This window comes from Arenimonas fontis, assembly GCF_008386465.1.
Classification (GTDB): Bacteria; Pseudomonadota; Gammaproteobacteria; order Xanthomonadales; family Xanthomonadaceae; genus Arenimonas; species Arenimonas fontis.
In genome coordinates, this window is sequence record NZ_VUOD01000004.1 from 253,751 (window position 1) to 273,729 (window position 19,979).

General features: G+C 69.8%; 20 protein-coding genes. 11 read left to right on the forward strand and 9 right to left on the reverse strand.

What is annotated here, in order from left to right; all coding sequences use genetic code 11:
* The first annotated feature begins 3 nt into the window (after nucleotides 1–3).
* Together F0415_RS07195 and F0415_RS07200 are read left to right on the forward strand one after the other, a co-directional pair.
* Nucleotides 4–192 (forward strand): hypothetical protein, encoded by a 189-nt coding sequence (locus tag F0415_RS07195; protein WP_149860519.1) that lies wholly within the window; start codon nucleotides 4–6, stop codon nucleotides 190–192.
* A gap of 18 nt (nucleotides 193–210) precedes the next feature.
* Nucleotides 211–963, forward strand: coding sequence for a class GN sortase (locus F0415_RS07200; RefSeq protein WP_149860520.1), 753 nt, complete (start codon nucleotides 211–213; stop codon nucleotides 961–963).
* A gap of 16 nt (nucleotides 964–979) precedes the next feature.
* Here the strand turns inward: F0415_RS07200 and rpe are convergent, their stop codons facing one another.
* The 3 genes from rpe to F0415_RS12690 are packed head-to-tail and all read right to left on the reverse strand — an operon-like array spanning nucleotide 980 to nucleotide 2,389.
* Nucleotides 980–1,657, reverse strand: a complete 678-nt coding sequence (gene rpe / locus F0415_RS07205; RefSeq protein ID WP_149860521.1) for a ribulose-phosphate 3-epimerase — start codon at nucleotides 1,655–1,657, stop codon at nucleotides 980–982.
* Nucleotides 1,658–1,664: 7 nt separating this feature from the next.
* Nucleotides 1,665–1,991: a J domain-containing protein gene (locus tag F0415_RS07210; protein WP_149860522.1), complete on the reverse strand. Its 327-nt coding sequence runs from the start codon at nucleotides 1,989–1,991 to the stop codon at nucleotides 1,665–1,667.
* Nucleotides 1,988–2,389 carry a c-type cytochrome gene (locus F0415_RS12690; protein ID WP_246149910.1) on the reverse strand — a complete coding sequence of 134 codons (402 nt, stop codon included), beginning with the start codon at nucleotides 2,387–2,389 and terminating at the stop codon, nucleotides 1,988–1,990. Before F0415_RS12690 ends, F0415_RS07210 begins: the two co-directional genes overlap by 4 nt.
* 51 nt (nucleotides 2,390–2,440) lie before the next feature.
* Here F0415_RS12690 and F0415_RS07220 point away from each other — a divergent pair, with 51 nt between their 5' ends.
* Nucleotides 2,441–3,367, forward strand: a complete 927-nt coding sequence (locus F0415_RS07220) for a phosphoribosylaminoimidazolesuccinocarboxamide synthase (protein WP_149860523.1) — start codon at nucleotides 2,441–2,443, stop codon at nucleotides 3,365–3,367.
* Between the two features lie 55 nt (nucleotides 3,368–3,422).
* A complete protein-coding gene (locus tag F0415_RS07225; protein WP_149860524.1) occupies nucleotides 3,423–3,926 on the forward strand; it encodes an Mpo1 family 2-hydroxy fatty acid dioxygenase in 504 nt (167 codons plus the stop codon).
* Between the two features lie 98 nt (nucleotides 3,927–4,024).
* On the opposite strand, the gene F0415_RS07230 is transcribed toward F0415_RS07225, so the two are convergent.
* The gene (locus F0415_RS07230; RefSeq protein WP_149860525.1) at nucleotides 4,025–4,489 is read right to left on the reverse strand and encodes a hypothetical protein; all 465 of its coding nucleotides are present in this window, start codon (nucleotides 4,487–4,489) and stop codon (nucleotides 4,025–4,027) included.
* A gap of 86 nt (nucleotides 4,490–4,575) precedes the next feature.
* Between F0415_RS07230 and F0415_RS07235 the strand changes: the two genes are divergently transcribed.
* Nucleotides 4,576–5,463, forward strand: a complete 888-nt coding sequence (locus F0415_RS07235) for a DMT family transporter (protein ID WP_149860526.1) — start codon at nucleotides 4,576–4,578, stop codon at nucleotides 5,461–5,463.
* A gap of 19 nt (nucleotides 5,464–5,482) precedes the next feature.
* Here the strand turns inward: F0415_RS07235 and F0415_RS07240 are convergent, their stop codons facing one another.
* The 5 genes from F0415_RS07240 to F0415_RS07260 form a co-directional block, all read right to left on the reverse strand.
* Nucleotides 5,483–7,978, reverse strand: coding sequence for an efflux RND transporter permease subunit (locus F0415_RS07240; RefSeq protein ID WP_149860527.1), 2,496 nt, complete (start codon nucleotides 7,976–7,978; stop codon nucleotides 5,483–5,485).
* Nucleotides 7,979–7,980: 2 nt separating this feature from the next.
* The gene (locus tag F0415_RS07245) at nucleotides 7,981–9,171 is read right to left on the reverse strand and encodes a WD40/YVTN/BNR-like repeat-containing protein (protein ID WP_149860528.1); all 1,191 of its coding nucleotides are present in this window, start codon (nucleotides 9,169–9,171) and stop codon (nucleotides 7,981–7,983) included.
* 83 nt (nucleotides 9,172–9,254) lie between these two features.
* Nucleotides 9,255–10,619 (reverse strand): DUF1329 domain-containing protein, encoded by a 1,365-nt coding sequence (locus tag F0415_RS07250; RefSeq protein WP_149860529.1) that lies wholly within the window; start codon nucleotides 10,617–10,619, stop codon nucleotides 9,255–9,257.
* A gap of 19 nt (nucleotides 10,620–10,638) precedes the next feature.
* A complete protein-coding gene (locus tag F0415_RS07255) occupies nucleotides 10,639–12,666 on the reverse strand; it encodes a DUF1302 domain-containing protein (protein ID WP_149860530.1) in 2,028 nt (675 codons plus the stop codon).
* Nucleotides 12,667–13,020: 354 nt separating this feature from the next.
* Nucleotides 13,021–13,926 carry an NAD-dependent epimerase/dehydratase family protein gene (locus F0415_RS07260; RefSeq protein WP_188310320.1) on the reverse strand — a complete coding sequence of 302 codons (906 nt, stop codon included), beginning with the start codon at nucleotides 13,924–13,926 and terminating at the stop codon, nucleotides 13,021–13,023.
* Between the two features lie 133 nt (nucleotides 13,927–14,059).
* Here F0415_RS07260 and F0415_RS07265 point away from each other — a divergent pair, with 133 nt between their 5' ends.
* Genes F0415_RS07265 through F0415_RS07290 form a run of 6 tightly spaced genes read left to right on the forward strand, consistent with a single transcriptional unit; the run spans nucleotide 14,060 to nucleotide 19,976 of the window.
* Complete coding sequence (locus F0415_RS07265) at nucleotides 14,060–16,897, forward strand: monovalent cation/H+ antiporter subunit A (RefSeq protein WP_149860532.1); 2,838 nt, start codon at nucleotides 14,060–14,062, stop codon at nucleotides 16,895–16,897.
* Nucleotides 16,897–17,265, forward strand: a complete 369-nt coding sequence (locus F0415_RS07270; RefSeq protein ID WP_149860533.1) for a Na+/H+ antiporter subunit C — start codon at nucleotides 16,897–16,899, stop codon at nucleotides 17,263–17,265. Before F0415_RS07265 ends, F0415_RS07270 begins: the two co-directional genes overlap by 1 nt.
* Nucleotides 17,262–18,809: a monovalent cation/H+ antiporter subunit D gene (locus F0415_RS07275; RefSeq protein WP_149860534.1), complete on the forward strand. Its 1,548-nt coding sequence runs from the start codon at nucleotides 17,262–17,264 to the stop codon at nucleotides 18,807–18,809. Before F0415_RS07270 ends, F0415_RS07275 begins: the two co-directional genes overlap by 4 nt.
* Nucleotides 18,806–19,297 (forward strand): Na+/H+ antiporter subunit E, encoded by a 492-nt coding sequence (locus tag F0415_RS07280; RefSeq protein WP_149860535.1) that lies wholly within the window; start codon nucleotides 18,806–18,808, stop codon nucleotides 19,295–19,297. Before F0415_RS07275 ends, F0415_RS07280 begins: the two co-directional genes overlap by 4 nt.
* On the forward strand, nucleotides 19,294–19,593 hold the full coding sequence (locus tag F0415_RS07285) for a K+/H+ antiporter subunit F (protein ID WP_149860536.1): 300 nt from the start codon (nucleotides 19,294–19,296) through the stop codon (nucleotides 19,591–19,593). Before F0415_RS07280 ends, F0415_RS07285 begins: the two co-directional genes overlap by 4 nt.
* Nucleotides 19,593–19,976, forward strand: a complete 384-nt coding sequence (locus tag F0415_RS07290) for a Na+/H+ antiporter subunit G (protein ID WP_149860626.1) — start codon at nucleotides 19,593–19,595, stop codon at nucleotides 19,974–19,976. Before F0415_RS07285 ends, F0415_RS07290 begins: the two co-directional genes overlap by 1 nt.
* Nucleotides 19,977–19,979: the final 3 nt, after the last annotated feature.

A 19,979-nucleotide genomic window follows, 5' to 3' on the forward strand; every position in this document is an offset into this window, starting at 1 on the left:
GTCATGATCCTGGTAATCGAGAACCGCGACACCTTCACCACTGCGCCGACGGAGGCGGCGCCGAATGCCGGCGAACGGTCCACCGCCATCGCCCTGCGGCACATGGGCTGGCCCTTCGCCACGACGGAGCGCAGGCATCGCCGGCGGCCGCGGCCGCTGCGCGATCCGGCCCCGCGCCGCTGGCCGCGCTGAGTCCGGCGAGCCGAGACGATGGCTAGCCGCCTCGAAGCGGAGACGCCCGACGCCAGCCGGGCCGAGGCATCCGTGGCCAGCCGCAGCCTGCATGCCGCCGACACCCGCCCGTGCGCGGCACCCGGCGCCGACCGGGCCGATCGCCGCCGTTCCGCATCACGGACGCAATCTCGGGACAGGGACGTCCCACCACCGCACCGACGCCTGGCGCGCTGGCTGGGCCTGGCCGCGGTCGCGCTGGCCCTGCACGCGGTCTGGATGCCGGCCAAGGCGGCGCTGTCGCAGGCGCTGCTGCGCGCAAGCTGGGAGGCCAACCGCGCCGATGGCGGCGTGCGCCGGCCCTGGCCCTGGGCCGACACCCACGCGGTGGCGCGGCTGCGGCAAAGGAAACTGGGCGTGGACCAGGTGGTGCTGGCGGGCGACGACGGCCGCGCCCTCGCCTTCGGCCCTGGCTGGGCCGCCGCCAGCGCCGCGCCGGGCAGCGGCCACGGCGCCACCATCATCAGCGGCCACCGCGATACCCATTTCGCCTGGCTGCGGCACCTGCGGCCGGGCGACGAAGTGGAACTGGAAACCGGCGCCGGCCTGCGCCGCTACCGCCTTGCCTCGACCCACATCGCCGACGCCCGCGAAACCCGCCTCGACCCCTACGCGGCCGGGCACCGCCTCATCCTCGTCACCTGCTGGCCCTTCGACGCGACGACCCCGCGCGGGCCCCTGCGCTACGTCCTGAGTTTCGAAGCGGTTGAAGAAGAGGTTCTTGCCGCGTAAATCCGCGGCAAAACAATCACCTCCCGCGAGCGGCAGCGACCTCGGAACGCATGCGGGAGATGACGTCGGCGTAGTCGGGGGCCTTGAAGATGGCGGAGCCGGCGACGAAGGTGTCGGCGCCGGCGGCGGCGATTTCGCGGATGTTCTCGGCTTTCACGCCGCCGTCGATCTCCAGGCGGATCGGCTTGCCCAGGCGGTCGATGCGCTCCCGCACCCGGCGCAGCTTTTCCAGGGCCGAGGGGATGAAGTCCTGACCGCCGAACCCCGGGTTCACCGACATCAGCAGCACCAGGTCCAGGTCCGCCAGCACCCAGTCCAGCACCTCCACCGGCGTGGCCGGGTTCAGCACCAGGCCGGCCTGGCAGCCCTGCGACCTGATCAACTGGATGGTGCGGTGCACGTGCTCGCTGGCTTCCGGGTGGAAGCTGATCAGGCTGGCGCCGGCCCTGGCGAAATCCGGCACGATGCGGTCCACCGGCCTGACCATCAGGTGCACGTCTATCGGCGCCTTCACGCCGTGCTTGCGCAGCGCCTCGCAGACCATCGGGCCGATGGTCAGGTTGGGCACGTAATGGTTGTCCATCACGTCGAAGTGCACCCAGTCGGCGCCGGCGGCCAGCACGGCGTCCACCTCCTCGCCGAGCCGGGCGAAGTCCGCCGAGAGGATGGACGGGGCGATGATGCAGTCGGACATGGCGGCCTCAGGGTTTGCTGCGCAGCTTGCGGATGGCGTCGTAGGCGGCGTTGATCTCGCGGGCCTTCTCCTCGGCCTGGCGGCGCAGGTCCTCGGCGACGCCGCCCAGGCGGTCGGGGTGGTACTGGGTGATCAGCCGGCGGTAGGCGCGGTCGATCTCGGCCTCGCTGGCATCGGCCGACAGGCCCAGCACCTTGTAGGGGTCGTATTTCTTCGGCCGGAACCAGTCGGCGTCGAAGGCATGGCCGATCAGGGCGCCGAGCACGCCGCCGGCCGGATGCCGCAGCAGCAGCCAGCCGGCGATGAAGCCCAGCAGCTTGCCGTACCACCTCACGGCGCCACCCCCGCGGCGGCGAAGCCGGGCCGGGAGGCATACCAGGCCGCAAGCGCCTCGATGTCGGCGGGCTGCAGGCTGTTGGCCAGGCTGCTCATGGGCACGTGCTGGCGCCGGCCGCTGCGGTAGTCCTGCAGGGCACGCCGCAGGTACAGGCCGTCCTGGCCGGCCAGGTGCGGGGTGCCGGCAACGCGACTGACGCCGTCCTCCCCGTGGCAGGCCACGCACAGCCCCAGCTTGGCCGGCGGCCGTTCGGGCGTCGAGGCGGCGGCAGGTGCTTGCGCACCGGCCCGGGCGGCCGGACCTTCCGAACCCGCCTGGGCGGCGGCGGCCGGACCCTCGGCGCAGGCGGCGAGCAGAGGCAGGATCAGGGCGATGGACAGGGGGATCTGGCGCATGCGCCGATTCTAGCAGCCGGCCCCCTGTTTCCCGGCCGCGCGAACCGTACAATGTCGCCCCTTCCCGCCGACGAGGCCGCCGTGCCCACCGTCCTGCACACCTCCGACCTGCCCGGCCTCAAGCTCCTGCATCGCGGCAAGGTCCGCGACGTGTACGAACTGCCGGGCCGGCGCCTGCTGATGGTCGCCACCGACCGCCTGTCGGCCTTCGATGTGGTGCTGCCGGACCCGATCCCGGGCAAGGGCGAGATGCTTTGCCAGATCAGCAACTTCTGGTTCAGGCGCACTGCCCACCTGATGCCCAACCATCTCACCGGCGAGGACGTGGCGGCGGTGCTGCCGGCCGGCGTGGACCCGGCCCGGTATGTGCGGCGCTCGGTGGTCACCAAGCGCCTGCGCCCGGTGCCGGTGGAAGCGATCGCCCGCGGTTACCTGATCGGCACCGGCTGGAAGGACTACCAGCGCACCGGCGCCGTCTGCGGCATCAAGCTGCCGCCCGGCCTGCAAATGGCCGAGCGCCTGCCCGAGCCGATCTTCACACCCTCGACCAAGGCCGCCGTCGGCGAGCACGACCAGAACGTCGCCTTCGACGACGTGGTACGCCTGATCGGCGCCGAGCTGGCCGAGCAGCTGCGCTCGGCCACCCTGGCCATCTACGAGTTCGCCGCCGCCCATGCCCTGGAACGCGGCATCCTGATCGCCGACACCAAGCTGGAATTCGGCCTGGACGACAATGGCGTGCTGCACGTGATGGACGAAATGCTGACACCGGACAGCTCGCGCTTCTGGCCGGCCGACCAGTACCGGGTCGGCATCAGCCCGCCCAGCTACGACAAGCAGTTCGTGCGCGATTACCTGGAAACCCTGGACTGGGACAAGACCGCGCCCGGACCGCGCCTGCCCGCCGGGGTGATCGAGGGCACCCGCCGCAAGTACGCCGAAGCCCTGGAACGCCTGGCGGGCATCGTCCTGGACTGAACCGGGCGCCGCCGCGCCGGCTATCATGGCCGGGCGCACACACGCGGAGCCCGCCATGAATGCCACGCCCGAGCTCGCCGAAACCCCGGACCCGCGCCGGCCGATAGACCGTTACCTGCACAGCTACGCCGGCGACCACCAGCACCCGACCAACCAGGCCATCCACCTGGTCTGCGTGCCGGCCATCGTCTGGACGGTCACCGCCCTGCTCTGGACCGTCCCAGTGCCCGAAGCCCTGCTGCGTCCCGGCGCCTGGATGGCGCTGGCGATGTTCGCCGCCTGGCTGTGGTACTGGCGGCTGTCGCGCCGGCTGGCCCTGGGCGCGCTGGTGGTCTTTCTGGCCTTCGGCTTCCTCAACCGCTTCCTGTATGACAGCCTGGGCAATGCCGGCCTGTTCTGGCTGGCCCTGGGCGTGTTCGTGATCGCCTGGATCGGCCAGTTCATCGGCCACAGGATCGAAGGCCGACGACCGAGTTTCTTCACCGATCTGGTCTACCTGCTGATCGGGCCGCTGTGGACCCTGAGCAAGCTGTACAAGCGGCTGGGCTGGCGCTGGTGAGGATGCCGGCACCCCGGAGCCGTCAGGGCCGGGCGGCGGGAACGAAGAAGGCGCGGGCGGCGAACCGCCCGCGCCCCGTGTTGCCGGGCGGTACGGCCTCAGCCCATGCCGGCGGCACCCATCATCGCGGCGCCGAACACGATGCCGAAGATGATGCCGATGATCAGGCCCAGCACCACCATCACGATCATGTAGACCAGGGCATTGAGCAGGGCCCGGCCGAAGCCGAAGGCGCTGCCGTCCGGGCGCTTGACCAGCAGGTTGATGACGAAGGCGTAGATCAGCACGCTGGCGACGATGCTCAGGCCCATCACCAGCAACGAGGCGCCGCCCAGGGCCGCGGCCGCGCCCGGGTCGGTCGGGTCCATCGCCGCGCCGCCGCCCATCAGCAGCATGGTCAGCACGATGTTGACGATGAAGCCGAGCACGAAGGACAGGATCACCACCAGGATGCTCTTGCCATAGGACGGCGAGAACTTCTCCAGCAGCTTGATGACGAACTTCAGGATCAGGGCGCCAATCAGGACGCCGATCACCGCTGCAATCAGCATGATGATCAGCATCGCGCGCCCCGGGACTTTGCCTGTTGCCGGGCCCGCCGGCAACTTTTTGCCCCCGCCCGGCCGCTCCTGGCTTGTCTCGCCCCGGCATGAGCCCGCGCGACATCCTGCTGGTGCTGCTGGTCTGCCTGGCCTGGGCGGGCAACTTCCTCAGCTCGGCGCATGCGCTGACCGAATTGCCACCCCTGCTGTTCACGGCGCTGAGGCTTGCCCTGCTGTCGGTGTTGCTTGCCCCCTTCCTGAGGGCGCCAGCGCCCGGGCAATGGCCGCGGCTGCTGGCGATCTGCCTGAGCACGGGCGTGCTGCACTTCGGCCTGAGCTTCTGGGCGCTGAAGCTGGCCGGCGACCTGGCCTCGCCGGCCGTGGCGATGCAGAGCTACGTACCGATGGCGGCGCTGCTGGCCTGGTGGTGGCTGGGCGAACGCTTTGCCTGGCGCACCGGCACGGCCATCGCGCTGAGCTTCGCCGGCATCCTGGTGCTTGGCCTGGACCCGCTGGTGCTGGATGCGCCGGCATCGCTGGCCTTGATGCTGGTGTCGGCGTTCTTCCTGGCCGTGGGCACGGTGCTGATGCGCGGCCTGGCCGGACAGAGCCTGTTCAGCCAGCAGGGCTGGATCGCCGTGGTCGGCGTACTGCCCCTGTTCGGCCTGAGCGCCCTGCTGGAGCCCGGCGCCTGGGCGGCGGCCGGCGAGGCCGGCTGGAAAGGCTGGGGCGGCGTGGCCTACTCGGCCCTGGTGTCCAGCCTGTTCGGGCACGGCATGTATTACCTGCTGGTCCGCCGCTACCCGGTGGCCATGGTCACGCCCTGGTTGCTGCTGGCGCCGGTGATGGCGATCGGCCTGGGCATCGCCTTCTGGGGCGACCGGCCGGGGCCGCGCCTGTGGCTGGGCGCGGCCATGGTGCTGGGCGGCGTGCTGGCCATCGCCATGCGCGGCCGGGCCAGGGCCAGGCCCGTGCCGGCCGCCGAGGACATCTAGGCGGCCAGGCGGACCCGGCTCACAGCCGGGGCCGCCAGTCGTCCTTCTCGCGCGGACGCAGCAGCCAGCGGCAGAGGGCGGGCAGGAAGATGATGGCGGCCACCATGTTCACCACGAACATGAAGGTCAGCATCACGCCCATGTCGGCCTGGAATTTCAGGTCCGAGAAGATCCACATCGCCACGCCCACTGCCAGGGTCAGGGCAGTGTAGAAGATGGCGATGCCGGTGGTTTTCAGGGCGATGAAGTAGCTTTCGGCGACGCCGCGGCCCTGCTGCATGGCTTCGCGCATGCGGGCGAAGATGTAGATGCCGTAGTCCACGCCGATGCCGACGCCGAGGGCGACCACGCACAGCGTGTTCACCTTCATGCCGATGTCCAGCTCGACCATCAGCGAGTGGCCAAGCTCGGTCACCAGGATCAGGGGCAGCAGCACGCACAAGGCCGCCAGCGGGTTGCGGAAGCTGATCCAGCACATCAGGAACACCGCCGCGTAGAGCAGGTACAGGATCACGTGCTCGGACGCGCGCACGGTGTCGTTGGTGGCGGCCATCACGCCCAGATTGCCGGTGGCCAGGCGCAGGTTGACCTTGTCGCTGGTGAAGCCGGGCTCCTCGGCGGCCTGTTCGGCCAGGCGCTCGCGCAGGTTGCCGTCCACGTAGGCGCCGTTGGCCTGGCGGAACTCCTTCACCGCGCCGACCAGGCGGTCGATGGTGTCGGCCTTGTGGTCGGAGGTGAAGATGGTCACCGGCATGGCGCTGCAGTCGGCGTTGAGCAGGCCGGAGTCGGTCTCGAAGTTCTGGGTCGCCTGGCGCAGGGTGTCCGGGTCGCGCGGCAGGATCCGCCAACGCAGCGAGCCGTCGTTCCAGCCGGCATTCACCAGCTTGGCGGCGGCCGGCAGCGTGATCACCTGCTCGACGCCCGGCACGTTCTCCATGTGCCAGGCGAAACGGTCGATCAGCTCCATCGCCGGGTAGCTGGTGGTGCAGGCCGACGGCCCGGCCTCGGCGATGACGTTCATGATGTCCACGCCGAGCGAGAACTTCTCGCTTATCAGGACCGCATCCTGGTTGTAGCGCGCGTCCGGATGCAGCTCGGCCACGCCCTGCTGGGCATCGCCGATCATGACCTTGTTGCCGTGCTGCCAGGCGAAGTACCAGCCGGCCAGGCCGATGGCGACCACCAGGGCGGCCAGCGAAGGTTTACTCAGCCTGGCCAGCGCCGCCCAGATCCGGTCGAAGCGGGTCAGCTGGCGCAGGCGGTACTCGCGCTTGCGGTCCAGGTTGCGCAACCGGGTGTAGCTGAGCAGCACCGGCAGCAGCACCAGGTCGGTCAGGATGGTCAGGGCCACGCCCACGGTGGCGGTGATGGCCAGCTCGCGCACCATGTCTATCGGGATGACCATGATGGCGCCGAAGCCGATGCAGCCGGCCAGCAGGGCCACGGTTCCGGGCACCAGCAGCATGCGGAAGGCGTTGCGGGCGGCCTCCAGCGGCGGATGCGCAAGCGAGGCCTTGGCCCTCAGCTCGTCCACGGTGCCCTCCTCCAGGCCGCCGAAGAAGATCTCGCCGCGGAAGCGGTTGATCATCTGTTCGCCGTGGCTGACCGCGATGGCGAAGATGAGGAACGGCGTCAGCATGTTCATCGGGTCTATGCCGAAGCCCATCAGCTGCAACGCGCCCAGCATCCACACCACCGAGACCATGGCCGCGAACACGGTCAGGCTGGCCAGCTTGGCCGAGGTCGAGTACAGGAACAGCAGCAGCCAGGTGAAGGCGATGGTCAGGGCGAAGAACTTGACCACCGAACGGGCGCCGTCGCTGATGTCGCCCACCATCTTGGCGAAGCCGATGATATGGACGCTGTGGTGCTCGTCCTCGTACTTCTGGCGGATCGCCTCGAACTGTCGGGCGACCTCCTGGTAATCCACCTTGTTGACGTCGCTTTCCGGGATCAGGTCGGCCCAGATCATCGCGCCCGAATAGTCGCGCGCGACCAGCCGGCCGACGATGCCGGCCTTGACGATGTTGCCGCGGATGGTCTCGAAGTCCTCGTCCGTGGCCTGAAAGCCCTCGACGTTGGGAGTGAAGGTGGCCGGAATGACGTTGCCGCCGCTCAGTCCGTCCTCGACCACCTCGATGAAACGCACGTTCGGCGTGAACAGCGAACGGGAGCGGGCGTCGTCGGTGGCGTCGAGGTTGATGACCTCGTTGGTGACGTTCTCCAGGGTCCGCATGAACCTCTGGTCGAACATGTCGCCGTCGCGGGCGATGACCGCGACCAGGACCCGGTTGGCGCCGCCGAAGTCGGCCTCGTACTCGAGGAAGGTCTGCATGTACTCGTGCTGCAGCGGAATCTGCTTCTTGAAGCCGGCATCCACCTTCAGCTGCGAGGCGAAGTACAGCATCGCGACGGTGACCGCGGCGAACAGCACCAGGATCAAAGGCCGGTTGGAGAAGACCAGCTTCTCCGCGAAGCGGGCGAACGGTCCGGGCTGGGCGTTGGGCAGGCTCATGCTTACTCCGTCACTGCGGGCGGGCGATACAGGCCGGCGCCCCTGTCGCCGACCAGGACAAGACCGTCCTGCCCGTCCGGCAGCACGGCGGCCAGCGAGGGCGCCTCGCCGGCCTGGTTTTCGTAGCGGTACTCGACGAAGGGCGCGCCGGCGTAGGGGCGCATCAGCACCAGTCCGTTGCTGCCCACCAGCACCGCGCCGCCTTCCGGCAGCGCCTGGCCGCCCATCAGGCTGGTGCCGGTGCCGGTGTCAACCGGCTGCCAGCTGTCGCCCAGGTCGTGCGACTCCAGCACGTTGCCGCGCAGGCCAAAAGCCAGCAGGTGCTGGTCGCCCCAACTCAGCACGCCGAACATGGACCCCTCGTAGGGCAGGCGCTTGCGCTCCCAGGTCTGGCCACCATCGGTGGAGCGGAAGAAGGCACCCCGCTCGCCGACGATCACCAGCGAGCCGTCCTCGGTGCGGGCGATGGCGTTGAGATGCGGATCGGCCTCGGCTTCGAGTTCCAGATCGGCGGCATCGAAGGTCCAGTTGTCCTCGTCGGCCACCACCTGCGGTTCCTCCTGCACGGGCCCCGGCTCGACCACGGTGCGGGGCTCCCAGGTGACGCCACCGTCGCGGGTCACCAGCATCAGCGCGTAGGCGCCGACCGCGTAACCGTTCATGCCGTCCACGAACAACAGGTCCATGATCGGCACGCCCTCGGACGGGTCGACGGTATCCAGGGTCCAGGGCGCGGCGCGGCGGCGGGTCCAGGTCTGGCCGCCGTCGGTGGAATGCACGATTACGCCATCGTGCCCGGCCGCCCAGAGCACGCCGTCGTAGGCGGCGACGGCAGTCAGGGTCGAGCGGGTGGGAACACGCAGCTGGGTCCAGTTCCGGCCGTCCTCGGAGCCCAGGACGTGGCCGCGTTCGCCGACGGCGAAGAACCCGGCAGGGGTGCGTACCACGTCCAGCAGCAGCGAGCGTGCCGCCTTCGGCATCGGCTCCGCGTCCAGGATGGAAGGATCGTTGGCGGCGATGGCGGGGGTCGCTTCTTCCGGCGCGCCGTCCCCGTCCATGTCCTGGTCGGACATCGTTTCGCCGGGCGGCGTTGCCGGATCGCCGGAAGGCTCGACCTGGGCGGCCAGCGGCAGCGCCAGCGCCAGCAAGAGGGCGCCGGCCAGGCGCGACGGATGGTTCGGGGTCTTGCGCATCGTCTCCTCCTGCGGGCCCGCGGCAGCGGGCCCGGAACGCCGCCGCGCCCTTGCGGGCGCGGCGGGGCTTGCTGCACCTGATGTCAGCGCACGCCGGAGGTGCGCAGGTTCTGCGGCGAGTAGTTCGCCGGGGTGCTCTGATAGCCGAAGTCGCGCGGCTTGTCCTCGTTGTCCAGCAACATGGTGATGTAGCGGCCGGACTTGAGGTCGTGATGGGTCTCGAGGGTGGACCAGAAGGTCGGTACCTCGTAGTAGTTCACCGAAGGCGCGTCGGAGTAGCGCCACAGGTTGCCCTGGCCGTCGTAGTGGTCGATCAGCATGATCTGCCAGCTGTCCTCGTCCACGTAGAAGGTACGGCGGCTGTTGATGTGGCGCTTGCCCTCCTTGAGCGTGGCCTCGACCACCCAGACGCGGTGCAACTCGTAGCGCATGTAGTCGGGGTTGAGGTGGCCCGGGCGGATCAGGTCGGCGACCTTGGTCTGGTCGCTGTGCGCCCGATAGGCGTTGTACGGCACCAGGATCTCGCGCTTGCCCACCAGCTTCCAGTCGAAGCGGTCCATGGCGCCGTTGAACATGTCGGTCATGTCATTGGTGCGCAGGCCGTCGGAGGCGGTGCCGGGGTTGTCGTAGGCGACGTTCGGGGCGCGACGGACGCGGCGCTGGCCGGGGTTGTAGACCCAGGCCTGACGCGGCGCGGCGGCGGCGTTCAGGGTCTCGTGCACCAGCAGCACCTGGCCTGCCAGGCGGGCCGGGCCGAGCACCTCCTGCTTGAAGTACAGCAGGATGTTGTTGATGTTGTCGGAGGTGTTGCCCGGCTTGTAGTACAGCCCCAGCACCTCCTCCTTGAGCTTGATCAGGGTGTAGTTGCCGGAGGCGGTCGGCGCGGCCTGGTTGGAGTAGCTGAGCACCGACAGGCCCTTGTACTTGAGCTTGTGGTTCCAGATCACCTCGTAGGCGTTGCGCGGAATCGGGAACGGGAAGCCCTCGGCGCAGTTCTGCACGCCCTCGCCGTCGGCCACCAGCTGGCACTGGGTGGCGTTGCGGCGGGTGAACTGGTAGGTGCGTTGCGGGAAGGAGGCGCTGCGCCGGGTCGGGTACACGTCCATGCGGAAGCTCGGGTACTTGGCGAACATCGCCTTCTGGCCCGGCGTCAGCACGTTGGCGTACTGCTGGTGGTTGGCCGGCGTGACCGAATACAGCGGCTTGTCGGCGGCATACGGGTCGATGTGGAAAGTGCCGACCCGATAGCCCGCCGGCGGACTGGTGATGCCGCCCTCCCAGGCCGGGATGGTGCCGGCGGCGTTGCCCGCCTTCTCGGCGCCCACCGGGGTGAGCTCGCGACCGAGCCTGGCGGCCTCCTCGGCGCTGACCGCGGCCTGGGCCATGCCGGTGGCCAGCACGGCGGCACCGGCGAGGGCCGCCAGGGTGAACTTCTGCGTGGTCTTCATCCTCTGCCTCCCTGTGGCCTCAGAAGGAATACTTGACGGTGAACGCCGCGAAGTCGCGGTCGTGGATCTGGTTGTAACGCTCGGCGCCGCTGAAGCGGGTGTAACTGAGATCGAAGGCCAACTGGTTCAGGTAGATCGCCTCCAGACCCAGGGTCAGGGACTTGCGGCCCTCGAGGAAGTTGCCGCCGGGACCCGGGGTGATGCCGTTGACGTCGTGGTTGAAGGCGACGCGCGGCGCCAGCGTGACCGGGCTGCCGAACACGCTGGTGTACTCGGCGCGGGCCGCCAGGCGGTAACCCCAGGAGAACGACGTCGGGAAACCGCCGTCCAGGGTTTGCGGGTTGCGCATGCAGCCGAACAGCAGCGCGCCGGGACCGGGGAAGCCCGCCGCCAGCACGTCGCCGACGTCGCAGCCGCCCGAGGTGTCGGTGCCCTCGCCCTCGTAGCGCAGCTCGGACTGCGGCGGCAGGTCCCAGACCTCGGTGGCGCCGATCTCGCCGACCACCGCGATCTGGTCGGCGCCCAGCACCTGGCCGAACAGCTTGGTGAAGGTCATCTGGACCTGGGTCACCTCGTGCTCACGCCAGCCGCGGACTTCCTGGCCAAGGGCGAACTGGCCCAGCTGGCTGTTGAACTGCAGCGCCGGCGCCGGGATGAACGGGTTGAGCGGCGACAGGGCGGCATACAGCAGCTCGACGTCGTCCACCTGCAGCGGCAGGTTCGGCCGGTAGCTGATCTCGCCCTGCCAGGCCACGCCGCCGGGCAGGGTGGTGTTCCAGCTCATGCCGTACAGCTGGATGTCCTCGGGGTATTCGGCGAAGAAGCGGCCGGAGGCGGCGCCGATCACCGGGTTGCTGACGGCGATGCCCGACAGCAGCGGCACCCGGCTGTGGTAGTTCAGGAAGTAGAAGCCGAACTCGGTTTCGTTGAGGTTCTCGGCATACCAGCGCAGGGCCAGGCCGTACTGGCCGGAGTCGCTGGCGGCGCGGTCCGGATTGCGGCCGACCGCGTTGCCGCAACCGATGCCGATGATCTGGGCGGCGACGGTCGGGCCGTACTGGGCGGCCAGATCGGCGAAACGGTCGGACGTGACCCAGGTGGCGGCACCGCCCGAGCAGGTGGACCAGAACCGCTCCGGGTTGTAGACCGGCTGCGGCGTGGTGCCGAAGCCCAGCATCACGTAGGTACCGCCCGGCGAGGCGAAGTCGTTGGAGCTGAAGTAGGTGCCCGAGGCGTCGATCTCGATCTCCTCGAACTCGAACATGTACAGCGCCTCGAGCGAGACGTTGTCGGTGAGGTTGATGGAGCCCCAGAGCATGTCGATCGGCAGGAATGCCTCCTTCAGCTCGGCGCCGGCCACTCGCAGCGCCGACAGGTCGACCGGGTTGATGACGTTGATGCCGTTCTGGATGAAGGTGCTTTCGCCCCAGCTGACCACCTGGCGGCCCAGGCGGATGGTGCCGTTCTTGCCGCCGTCCTCGCCCAGAGCGAAGTTGCGGTAGACGAAGGCATCGAGCATGCGGAAACGCTCGCCGATGCGGTCCTTGGCCTCCCGGGTCAGGTCGTCGCGGTCGGCGTTCTCGAAATCGTAGAAGTAGGTGGCGCGGAAGAAGGCGCCCCAGTCGCGCCAGTTCAGGCCCAGCTCCGAGGTGATCTTGATCGCGCTGGAAATGGCGTCGCCGTCGTCGTACTTGAGGTTGCCGTCGTCGCGGTTGGCCGAGAACCGGCCGAGGGCCGCCAGCTGTGCCGGCGAGCCGGGCACGCCGCCCGAGCCGGTGCAGCGGCCGGGGCCGACCGGGATCGGGCCCAGCGGCACGTTCTGGGCGCACAGCAGCGGATCGAACCAGGACTTGGCGACGAGGTCGTCGTCGCGCTCCTGCACGCGCCAGGAATAACCGTAGGAAACGGTAGTGTCGAAGCTGCCGGTGAGCTCGCCGCGGCTGAACTCGAAGGCCTGGGCGGACGGAGCCATCATCAGGCCGAGCACGACGGCGGCGGCCAGCGGGGCACGAGCGACCTGCCCGTGGGTTGCGATCGTCTTCTTCATGGTGATTCCTCGGTCAGGGCGTGCTTTTCTGAAAACGGGTGCCGCCGGCGACGGCGGTATCGGACGGCCTGCGCGGCCGGGGCAAGGCAAGGTGTCTCATCGGCTCTGGCTCCCCCCAGACTCTAGAGCAATTCCTCTAGGCATCTTAAGGCTTCGTTAGCAAATGGCAATGCTCCCGCGTATGGTCGGGCAGATGGCCCAGGGCAACGCTGATCAAGTCAGCGTTGCCCGCGCGCCATGGATGGCGCGCCCCCGGACCAAGCACGCAAGTGCTTGATCCGGGGGAGCAAGTCCGGACATGTGCCGGACTTGCGACCACTGAACACGTCCAGGATGGACGTGTTCAGTGTTGCCCTAGACGGGACGGCCGTCGCGGTCCTCCGGAAAACATGCCGGACCGGGCCGGAACGGCCGCGGCTGCAGTCCCAGCGCATCCCTCACCGGGGCGCCGTCATAGACCAGATCCCGATCCATCCTGGCCAGCACGCCCTCGCCGGCCACATCCAGGCGGCCGCTCAACCGGGCCAGCCTGACGCCGGCCCGGAACAATGGCCCGGGCAGGCGCCGCAGGCGCGCCCCGGGTGCGCCTGCGGCCAGGGCACGGGCCACCATCTCGTCGTAGGCCAGGGTCTCGCCGCCGGGCAGGTCGAACAGGCCGGGCCGGGCTTGCGGCGCGCGCAACGCGGCCAGTACCGCCGCCGCGACGTCGTCGGCATGGACCGGTTGCCGCAGCCCGCGGGCCTCGGCCGGCAGCGGCAGCCAGCCGAGGCGGCGGGCAAGCCGCACCAGGCGGCTCAGGTTCCGGTCCCGGCCGCGGCCATAGACCAGGGTCGGCCGCAGCAGGGTCAGCGCGGTGCCCCGGGCGGCGGCGGCGGCGGCCAGGCGGGCTTCGGCGGCGGTCAGGGTTTCGACCAGCGCGCGCTCGGCGGGATCGGGAGAGTCGCGCTTGCCGTGCACGCTGGTCGAGCCCAGCGCAACCACCCGCGCCGGCGCCAGCGGACAGGCCTCGAACCAGCGCGCGAACAGATCCAGGGGCCCGAGGCTGATCACGGCCGCTGGCGCCGGTTCCGGCGCCGGCGCGAAGTCGGGCAAGCCGCCCTGCGTCCAGCGCAGGCCCGGGCGATCCGGGCGCGCCACGCGGGACACCGCCAGCAACTGCGGGTCATCGCGTCCGCGCAATTCGCACAGGGCATCGCCGACCTGACCGCTGAGGCCGAACACCAGCCAGGGCGAGCGCGGGAGAGACGAAGCCGATTCCATCGGACCAGCATAGCCGGCCGGGCTTCGGTCCCGCGCGGCTTGCGGTAGACTCGTGCAGCGCCGCACGAAGCGGTGTGCCCCGACCCCGTCGCCCGCGGCGCTGCCGCCGCGGCGCGCCCCTGCAAGGAACGCGATGCTCGAGGCCATCCTCGCCATCCCCTTCGTCCTGGCCCTGGTCCTGCTGCTGATGCCGGAACGGGCCCGACGCCTGTCGGCCTGGCTGGCCGGCCTGGCGCCGCTGACCGGCCTGGCCCTGCTGGCCGGGCTGACGCCGCGAGTGATGGAAGGCGAAGTGGTGCGCAACCTGCGGCCCTGGGTGCCGGAGCTGGGCCTGGCCCTGTCGCTGCGCCTGGACGGCCTGGCCTGGATGTTCGCCGGCCTGGTGCTGGCCATCGGCGGCCTGATCGTGCTGTACGCCCGCTATTACCTGGGCGAGCGCGACCACATGCCGCGTTTCTTCGGCTACCTGCTGCTGTTCATGGGCGCCATGCTGGGCGTGGTGACCGCCGGCAACCTGCTGCTGCTGGTGGTGTTCTGGGAGCTCACCTCGATCAGCTCCTTCCTGCTGATCGGCTTCTGGTTCCAACGCGAGGACGCCCGCGAGGGCGCGCGCATGGCGCTCACCCTCACCGCCGGCGGCGGCCTGGCCCTGCTCGGCGGTGCCCTGCTGCTGGGCCGCATCGTCGGCAGCTTCGAGCTGGACGCCGTGCTGGCGGCCGGGCCGCAGATCCTGGCCAGCCCCTGGTATCCGCTGGCCCTGGGCCTGGTGCTGCTGGCGGTGTTCACCAAGAGCGCGCAGTTCCCCTTCCACTTCTGGCTGCCGCATGCGATGGCGGCACCGACGCCGGTCTCGGCCTACCTGCACTCGGCGGCGATGGTGAAGGTGGGCGTATTCCTGCTGGCACGCCTGCATCCGGCCCTGGCCGGCAGCGAACTGTTCTTCTACGTGGTGAGCGGCGTCGGCGCGACCACGCTGCTGGTCGGCGCCTGGAACGCCATCTTCCAGCACGACCTCAAGGGCCTGCTGGCCTACTCCACCATCTCGCACCTGGGCCTGATCACATTGCTGTTCGGCCTGGGCACGCCGATGGCGGTGGTGGCCGGCCTGTTCCACATCCTCAACCACGCCACCTTCAAGGCTTCGCTGTTCATGGCCGCCGGCATCATCGACCACGAAACCGGCACCCGCGACATGCGCCGGCTCGGCGGCCTGCGCCGGCACATGCCGACCACTGCGGCCCTGGCCATCATCGCCAGCCTGGCCATGGCCGGAATCCCGCTGCTGAACGGCTTCCTGTCCAAGGAAATGTTCTTCGCCGAGGCCCTGTCCATCGAGGGTCACGCCGGCATGCGCTGGTTCGTCTCCATCGCCGCCCTGCTCTACGGCGTTTTCGGCGTGGCCTACAGCCTGCGCTTCGTGCACGACACCTTCTTCGGCAAAGGCCCGCGCGCAGTGGAACGCGAGCCGCACGAGCCACCGCGGTTCATGCGCCTGCCGGTGGCGGTGCTGGTGTTGCTGTGTCTGGCGGTGGGCATGCTGCCGCAATGGTCCATCGGGCCGACGCTCGACACTGCCGTCCGCGGCGTACTGGGCGAGGCGGTGCCGCAGTACAGCCTGGCGGTCTGGCACGGCATCAACACACCGCTGCTGATGAGCCTGGCCGGCATCGTCGGCGGCATCTGCCTGTATTTCGGCCTGCGCCGGTTGCTGGACCTGCACGCGGTGGTCACCCGTTCGCTGGGCCGGCACCTGTTCATGGTCAACATCGAGGCGCTGTTCCGCCTGGCCCGACGCTTCACCCACACCCTCGCCAACGGCAGCATGCAACGCAGCCTGCTGTGGCTGGTGCTGGCGGCGGTGGCCGCCGCAGCCGCCCCCCTGCTGGCCGGCGAGGCGGGGCTGCTTGGCGATCTCGGCACCCGCCTGGCCGGCCAGGGGGCGATGGATCGCCTGGCCTGGGTGCTGTGGATCCTGCTGGTCGGCTCGGCCCTGGCCACCCTGGCCCTGTACCGCCATCGCCTGATCGCGGTGGTGGTGCTGGGCGGCGCCGGGCTCGCGGTCAGCCTCACCTTCGTCGCCCTGTCCGCGCCCGACCTGGCCCTGACCCAGCTGCTGGTGGAAATGGTCACCCTGTCGCTACTGCTGCTGGGCCTGCACTACCTGCCGCAGCGCTCGCCACCCGAACGCAGCTTGGCGCGGCGGCTGCGCGACGGCGGTATCGCCCTGGTCGCCGGCGCCGGCGTGGCCCTGCTGGCCTACGCCATGATGACGTCGCCGCGCGACACGATCGCCGGCGAGATCCTGGCCCGCTCCCTGCCCGAGGCCTGGGGCGCCAACGTCGTCAACGTGATCCTGGTGGACTTCCGCGGCTTCGACACCTTCGGCGAGATCACCGTGTACGGCATCGCCGGCCTGGTGGTGCACGCACTGCTGCGGCGGGCCAGGATGGCGCCGGAGAAGCGGATGCCGGGCCCGCCGGTGCCGCTTCCGGTGCCGGCCGATCTGGCCCAGATCATGTTCCCGCTGACCCTGGTGGTATCCATCTTCCTGTTCCTGCGCGGACACAACGCGCCAGGCGGCGGTTTCATCGCCGGGCTGACCTTGGCGGTGCCCCTGCTGGTGCAGTACGTGATCCAGGGCGCGCAGTCGGTGGAATCGCGTTTCGGGTTCGATTACGTGCGCTGTGTGGGCGCCGGCCTGCTGGTGGCCATTGCCGGCGGCGTCGTCCCCTTCGTGTTCGGCACGCCCTTCCTCACCAGCGGCCATGCCGACCTGCACCTGCCGCTGATCGGGCACGTGCCACTGGCCAGCGCCATGGTGTTCGACGCCGGCGTCTACCTGGTGGTGTTCGGCGGCACCATGCTGATCCTCTCGATGATGGGCACGCTCAAACCCTCGAGGAAGCTGATCGCCCACCGCGGCTACATCGACACCCGCCGGCGTTCGCCGATCACCGGGGAGGCCGACTGATGGAACTGGCGCTCGCCTCCGGCATCGGCGTGCTGGTTTTCGCCGGCGTCTACCTGCTGCTGCGCGCCCGCAGCTTCGACGTCATCCTCGGCCTGACCCTGCTGTCCTACGCCGCCAACCTGCTGATCTTTTCCGGCGGCCGGCTGGTCACCGGCAAGCCGCCGGTGCTGCGGCCGGGCGTCGAGGCCGATCTCGGCAACTACACCGACCCGCTGCCGCAGGCCCTGGTGCTGACCGCGATCGTGATCAGCTTCGCGATGACCGCGGTGGCCATCGTCCTGGCCATGCGCAGCCGGGGCGACAACGACAGCGATCACGTGGACGCCGAGGAGCCGCTGACGCGGGAGCGCGAGGAGACCGGCCGATGACCGCGCATCTGCCGATCCTGCCCATCCTGCTGCCCATGATCGGCGGGGCGGCATCCCTGTTCGTCGAACACCGCCGGTTCGGAACGCGCGTTCAGCGCATCGTCGCCTGGGTATTCATGCTGGCGACGCTGGCGGCGGCCATTGCACTGTTCCGCACCGCCGCCGGCGGCGACGTGCAGTTCTACCTGCTGGGCGACTGGCCGGCCCGGCTGGGCATCGTGCTGATGGCGGACCGCCTGTCGGCGCTGATGGTGCTGACCACGGCGCTGCTGGGCGCCGCCTGCCTGCTGCACGCCTGCTCCGGCTGGGACCGGCGGGCACCGCATTTCCACGCCCTGTTCCAGCTGCAGCTGGCCGGCCTGGCCGGCGCCTTCCTCACCGGCGACATCTTCAACCTGTTCGTGTTCTTCGAGGTGATGCTGATCGCCTCCTACGGCCTGATGCTGTCCGGCGGCCGCGGCGTGCGCATGAGCGCCGGCCTGCACTACGTCGCCTTCAACATCGCCGCATCCACCCTGTTCCTGATTTCGCTGGGACTGATCTACGGCCTGCTGGGCAGCCTGAACATGGCCGAGCTGTCGGCGCGCATCGCCGCCGCGGCGCCGGAGTCGCGGCCGCTGGTGCAGGCGGCGCTGGGCCTGTTGCTGGTGGTGTTCTGCGCCAAGGCGGCGCTTCTGCCCATGTATCTGTGGCTGCCCGAGGCCTACACCCGGGCGCCGGCAGCGGTGGCGGCCCTGTTCGCGATCATGACCAAGGTCGGCGTCTACGCCAGCCTGCGGGTCGGCAGCCTGTGGTTCGGGCCCGAAGCCGGCGCCTTCGCCGGCTTCGGCCAGACCTGGATCGTGCCAGCCGCGGTTGCCGGCCTGGGCCTGGCCGCGCTCGGCGTGCTGGCGGCGGCACGAATGCGGGTGCTGGTGGCCTACCTGGTGATCGCCTCGGCCTCGACGCTGTTCATCGCCTTCGGCCTGGGCACGCCCGCCGCCACCGCGGCCGGCCTGTATTACATGGTGCACAGCAGTTTCGTCGCCGCCGCCCTGTTCATGGTGGCCGACCTGGTGCGCCGCGGCCGCGGCGACGCCAGCAGTGACATCCGCGAGCTGGTCGCCCCGCCGGCGATGCGACGCACCGCCGGGGTGATGTACCTGCTGGCGGCGATATCGGTGGCCGGGCTGCCACCGCTGTCGGGTTTCATCGGCAAGGCGGCCATCCTGGCGGCGACGCCGACCGGCGACGTCCGCTGGGCCTGGCCGGCGATCCTGGCCAGCAGCTTCATGGTCGTGGTCGGGCTGACCCGGGCCGGCAGCCGCATCTTCTGGCGCACCGGCACGCCCGGCGCGACCCAGGCCGCCGCCGCCCACACCCGCCCGCGCCTGCGGCTGACCGAATCGGCCGCCGTCGCACTGCTGCTGGCCCTCGGCGTGGCGATGAGCCTGCTGGCGGCGCCGTTGCTGGGCTACACGCAGGCCGCGGCCGAGCAGCTGCGCGCCTCGCCTGCCTATCTCGAGGCCGTGCGCGATACCCTGCCGGCACGGAGGAGGCCATGAACCTGCGCCGTTGGCTGCCCTCGCCACCGCTCAGCCTGACCATCTGCGTGTTCTGGCTGCTGATGATGGACAGCATCACGGTTGGCAACGTGCTGCTGGCGGCGGCGCTCGGCCTGGTGATCCCGCCCTGGGCAGCCCGGCTGGACCGCGAGTTCGCCCGCATCGGCCGCCTGCGGCCGGTACCGCTGCTGCTGCTGGTCCTGGCCAAGGACATCGTGCTGTCCAACATCGAAGTCGCCCGCCGGGTCCTGGGCCGCGAGGACAGGATCCGTCCGGCCTTCGTGTGGTACCCGCTGGATATCGCCAACATCCACGGCATCACCGCCCTGGCCAGCTTCATCACCCTGACCCCCGGCACGGTCAGCGCGGCCCTGTCGCACGACCGCAAATACCTGCTGATCCACGTGTTCAACCTGCAGGACGAGGCCGCCCTGGTGGCGCAGATCAAGCGCCGCTACGAGCGCCCGCTGATGGAGATCTTCCCATGACCGGCATCCAGGTCTTCGGCTATCCCCTGATCGACACCACCATCGTGGCAGTCATGTACGTGGTCGGCGTGGCCATGCTGATGGGCCTGTACCGGCTGCTGCGCGGCCCCACCCTGCCCGATCGCATCCTCGCCCTCGACACGCTCAACGTCACCGCCATCGCCGAGCTGATGCTGCTGGGCATGCACATGCGCAGCGCCATCTACTTCGAGGCGGCGCTGGTGATCGCCATGCTCGGCTTCGTCGGCACCGTCGTGCTTTCCAAGTTCGTCATCCGCAGGGACATCGTCGAATGATGCAGGCTGCCTACATCGCCTTCGAAATCGCCCTGGTGCTGCTGTTGCTGGGCGCCGCCTTCTTCATCTTCGTCGGTGCCTTCGGCCTGGTGCGGCTATCGGAGTTCTTCAAGCGCCTGCACGCGCCGACCAAGGCCAGCACCCTGGGCGTGGGCTGCGTGCTGCTGGCCTCGGTCGGCTACCACGCCCTCATCGGCAGCGACCCGCAGCCGCGCGAGCTGCTGATCACCGCCTTCCTGTTCATCACCGCGCCGATCAGCGCCCACCTGATGGCCAAGGCCGCCCTTGCGCTGCACATGGACGAGCTGCCGCAGTTGCCGGGCAGCCCGCAGGACACCCACGTGCCACCGCGTCCGGACGGCGAACGGCTCGAAGACGTCTGAGCC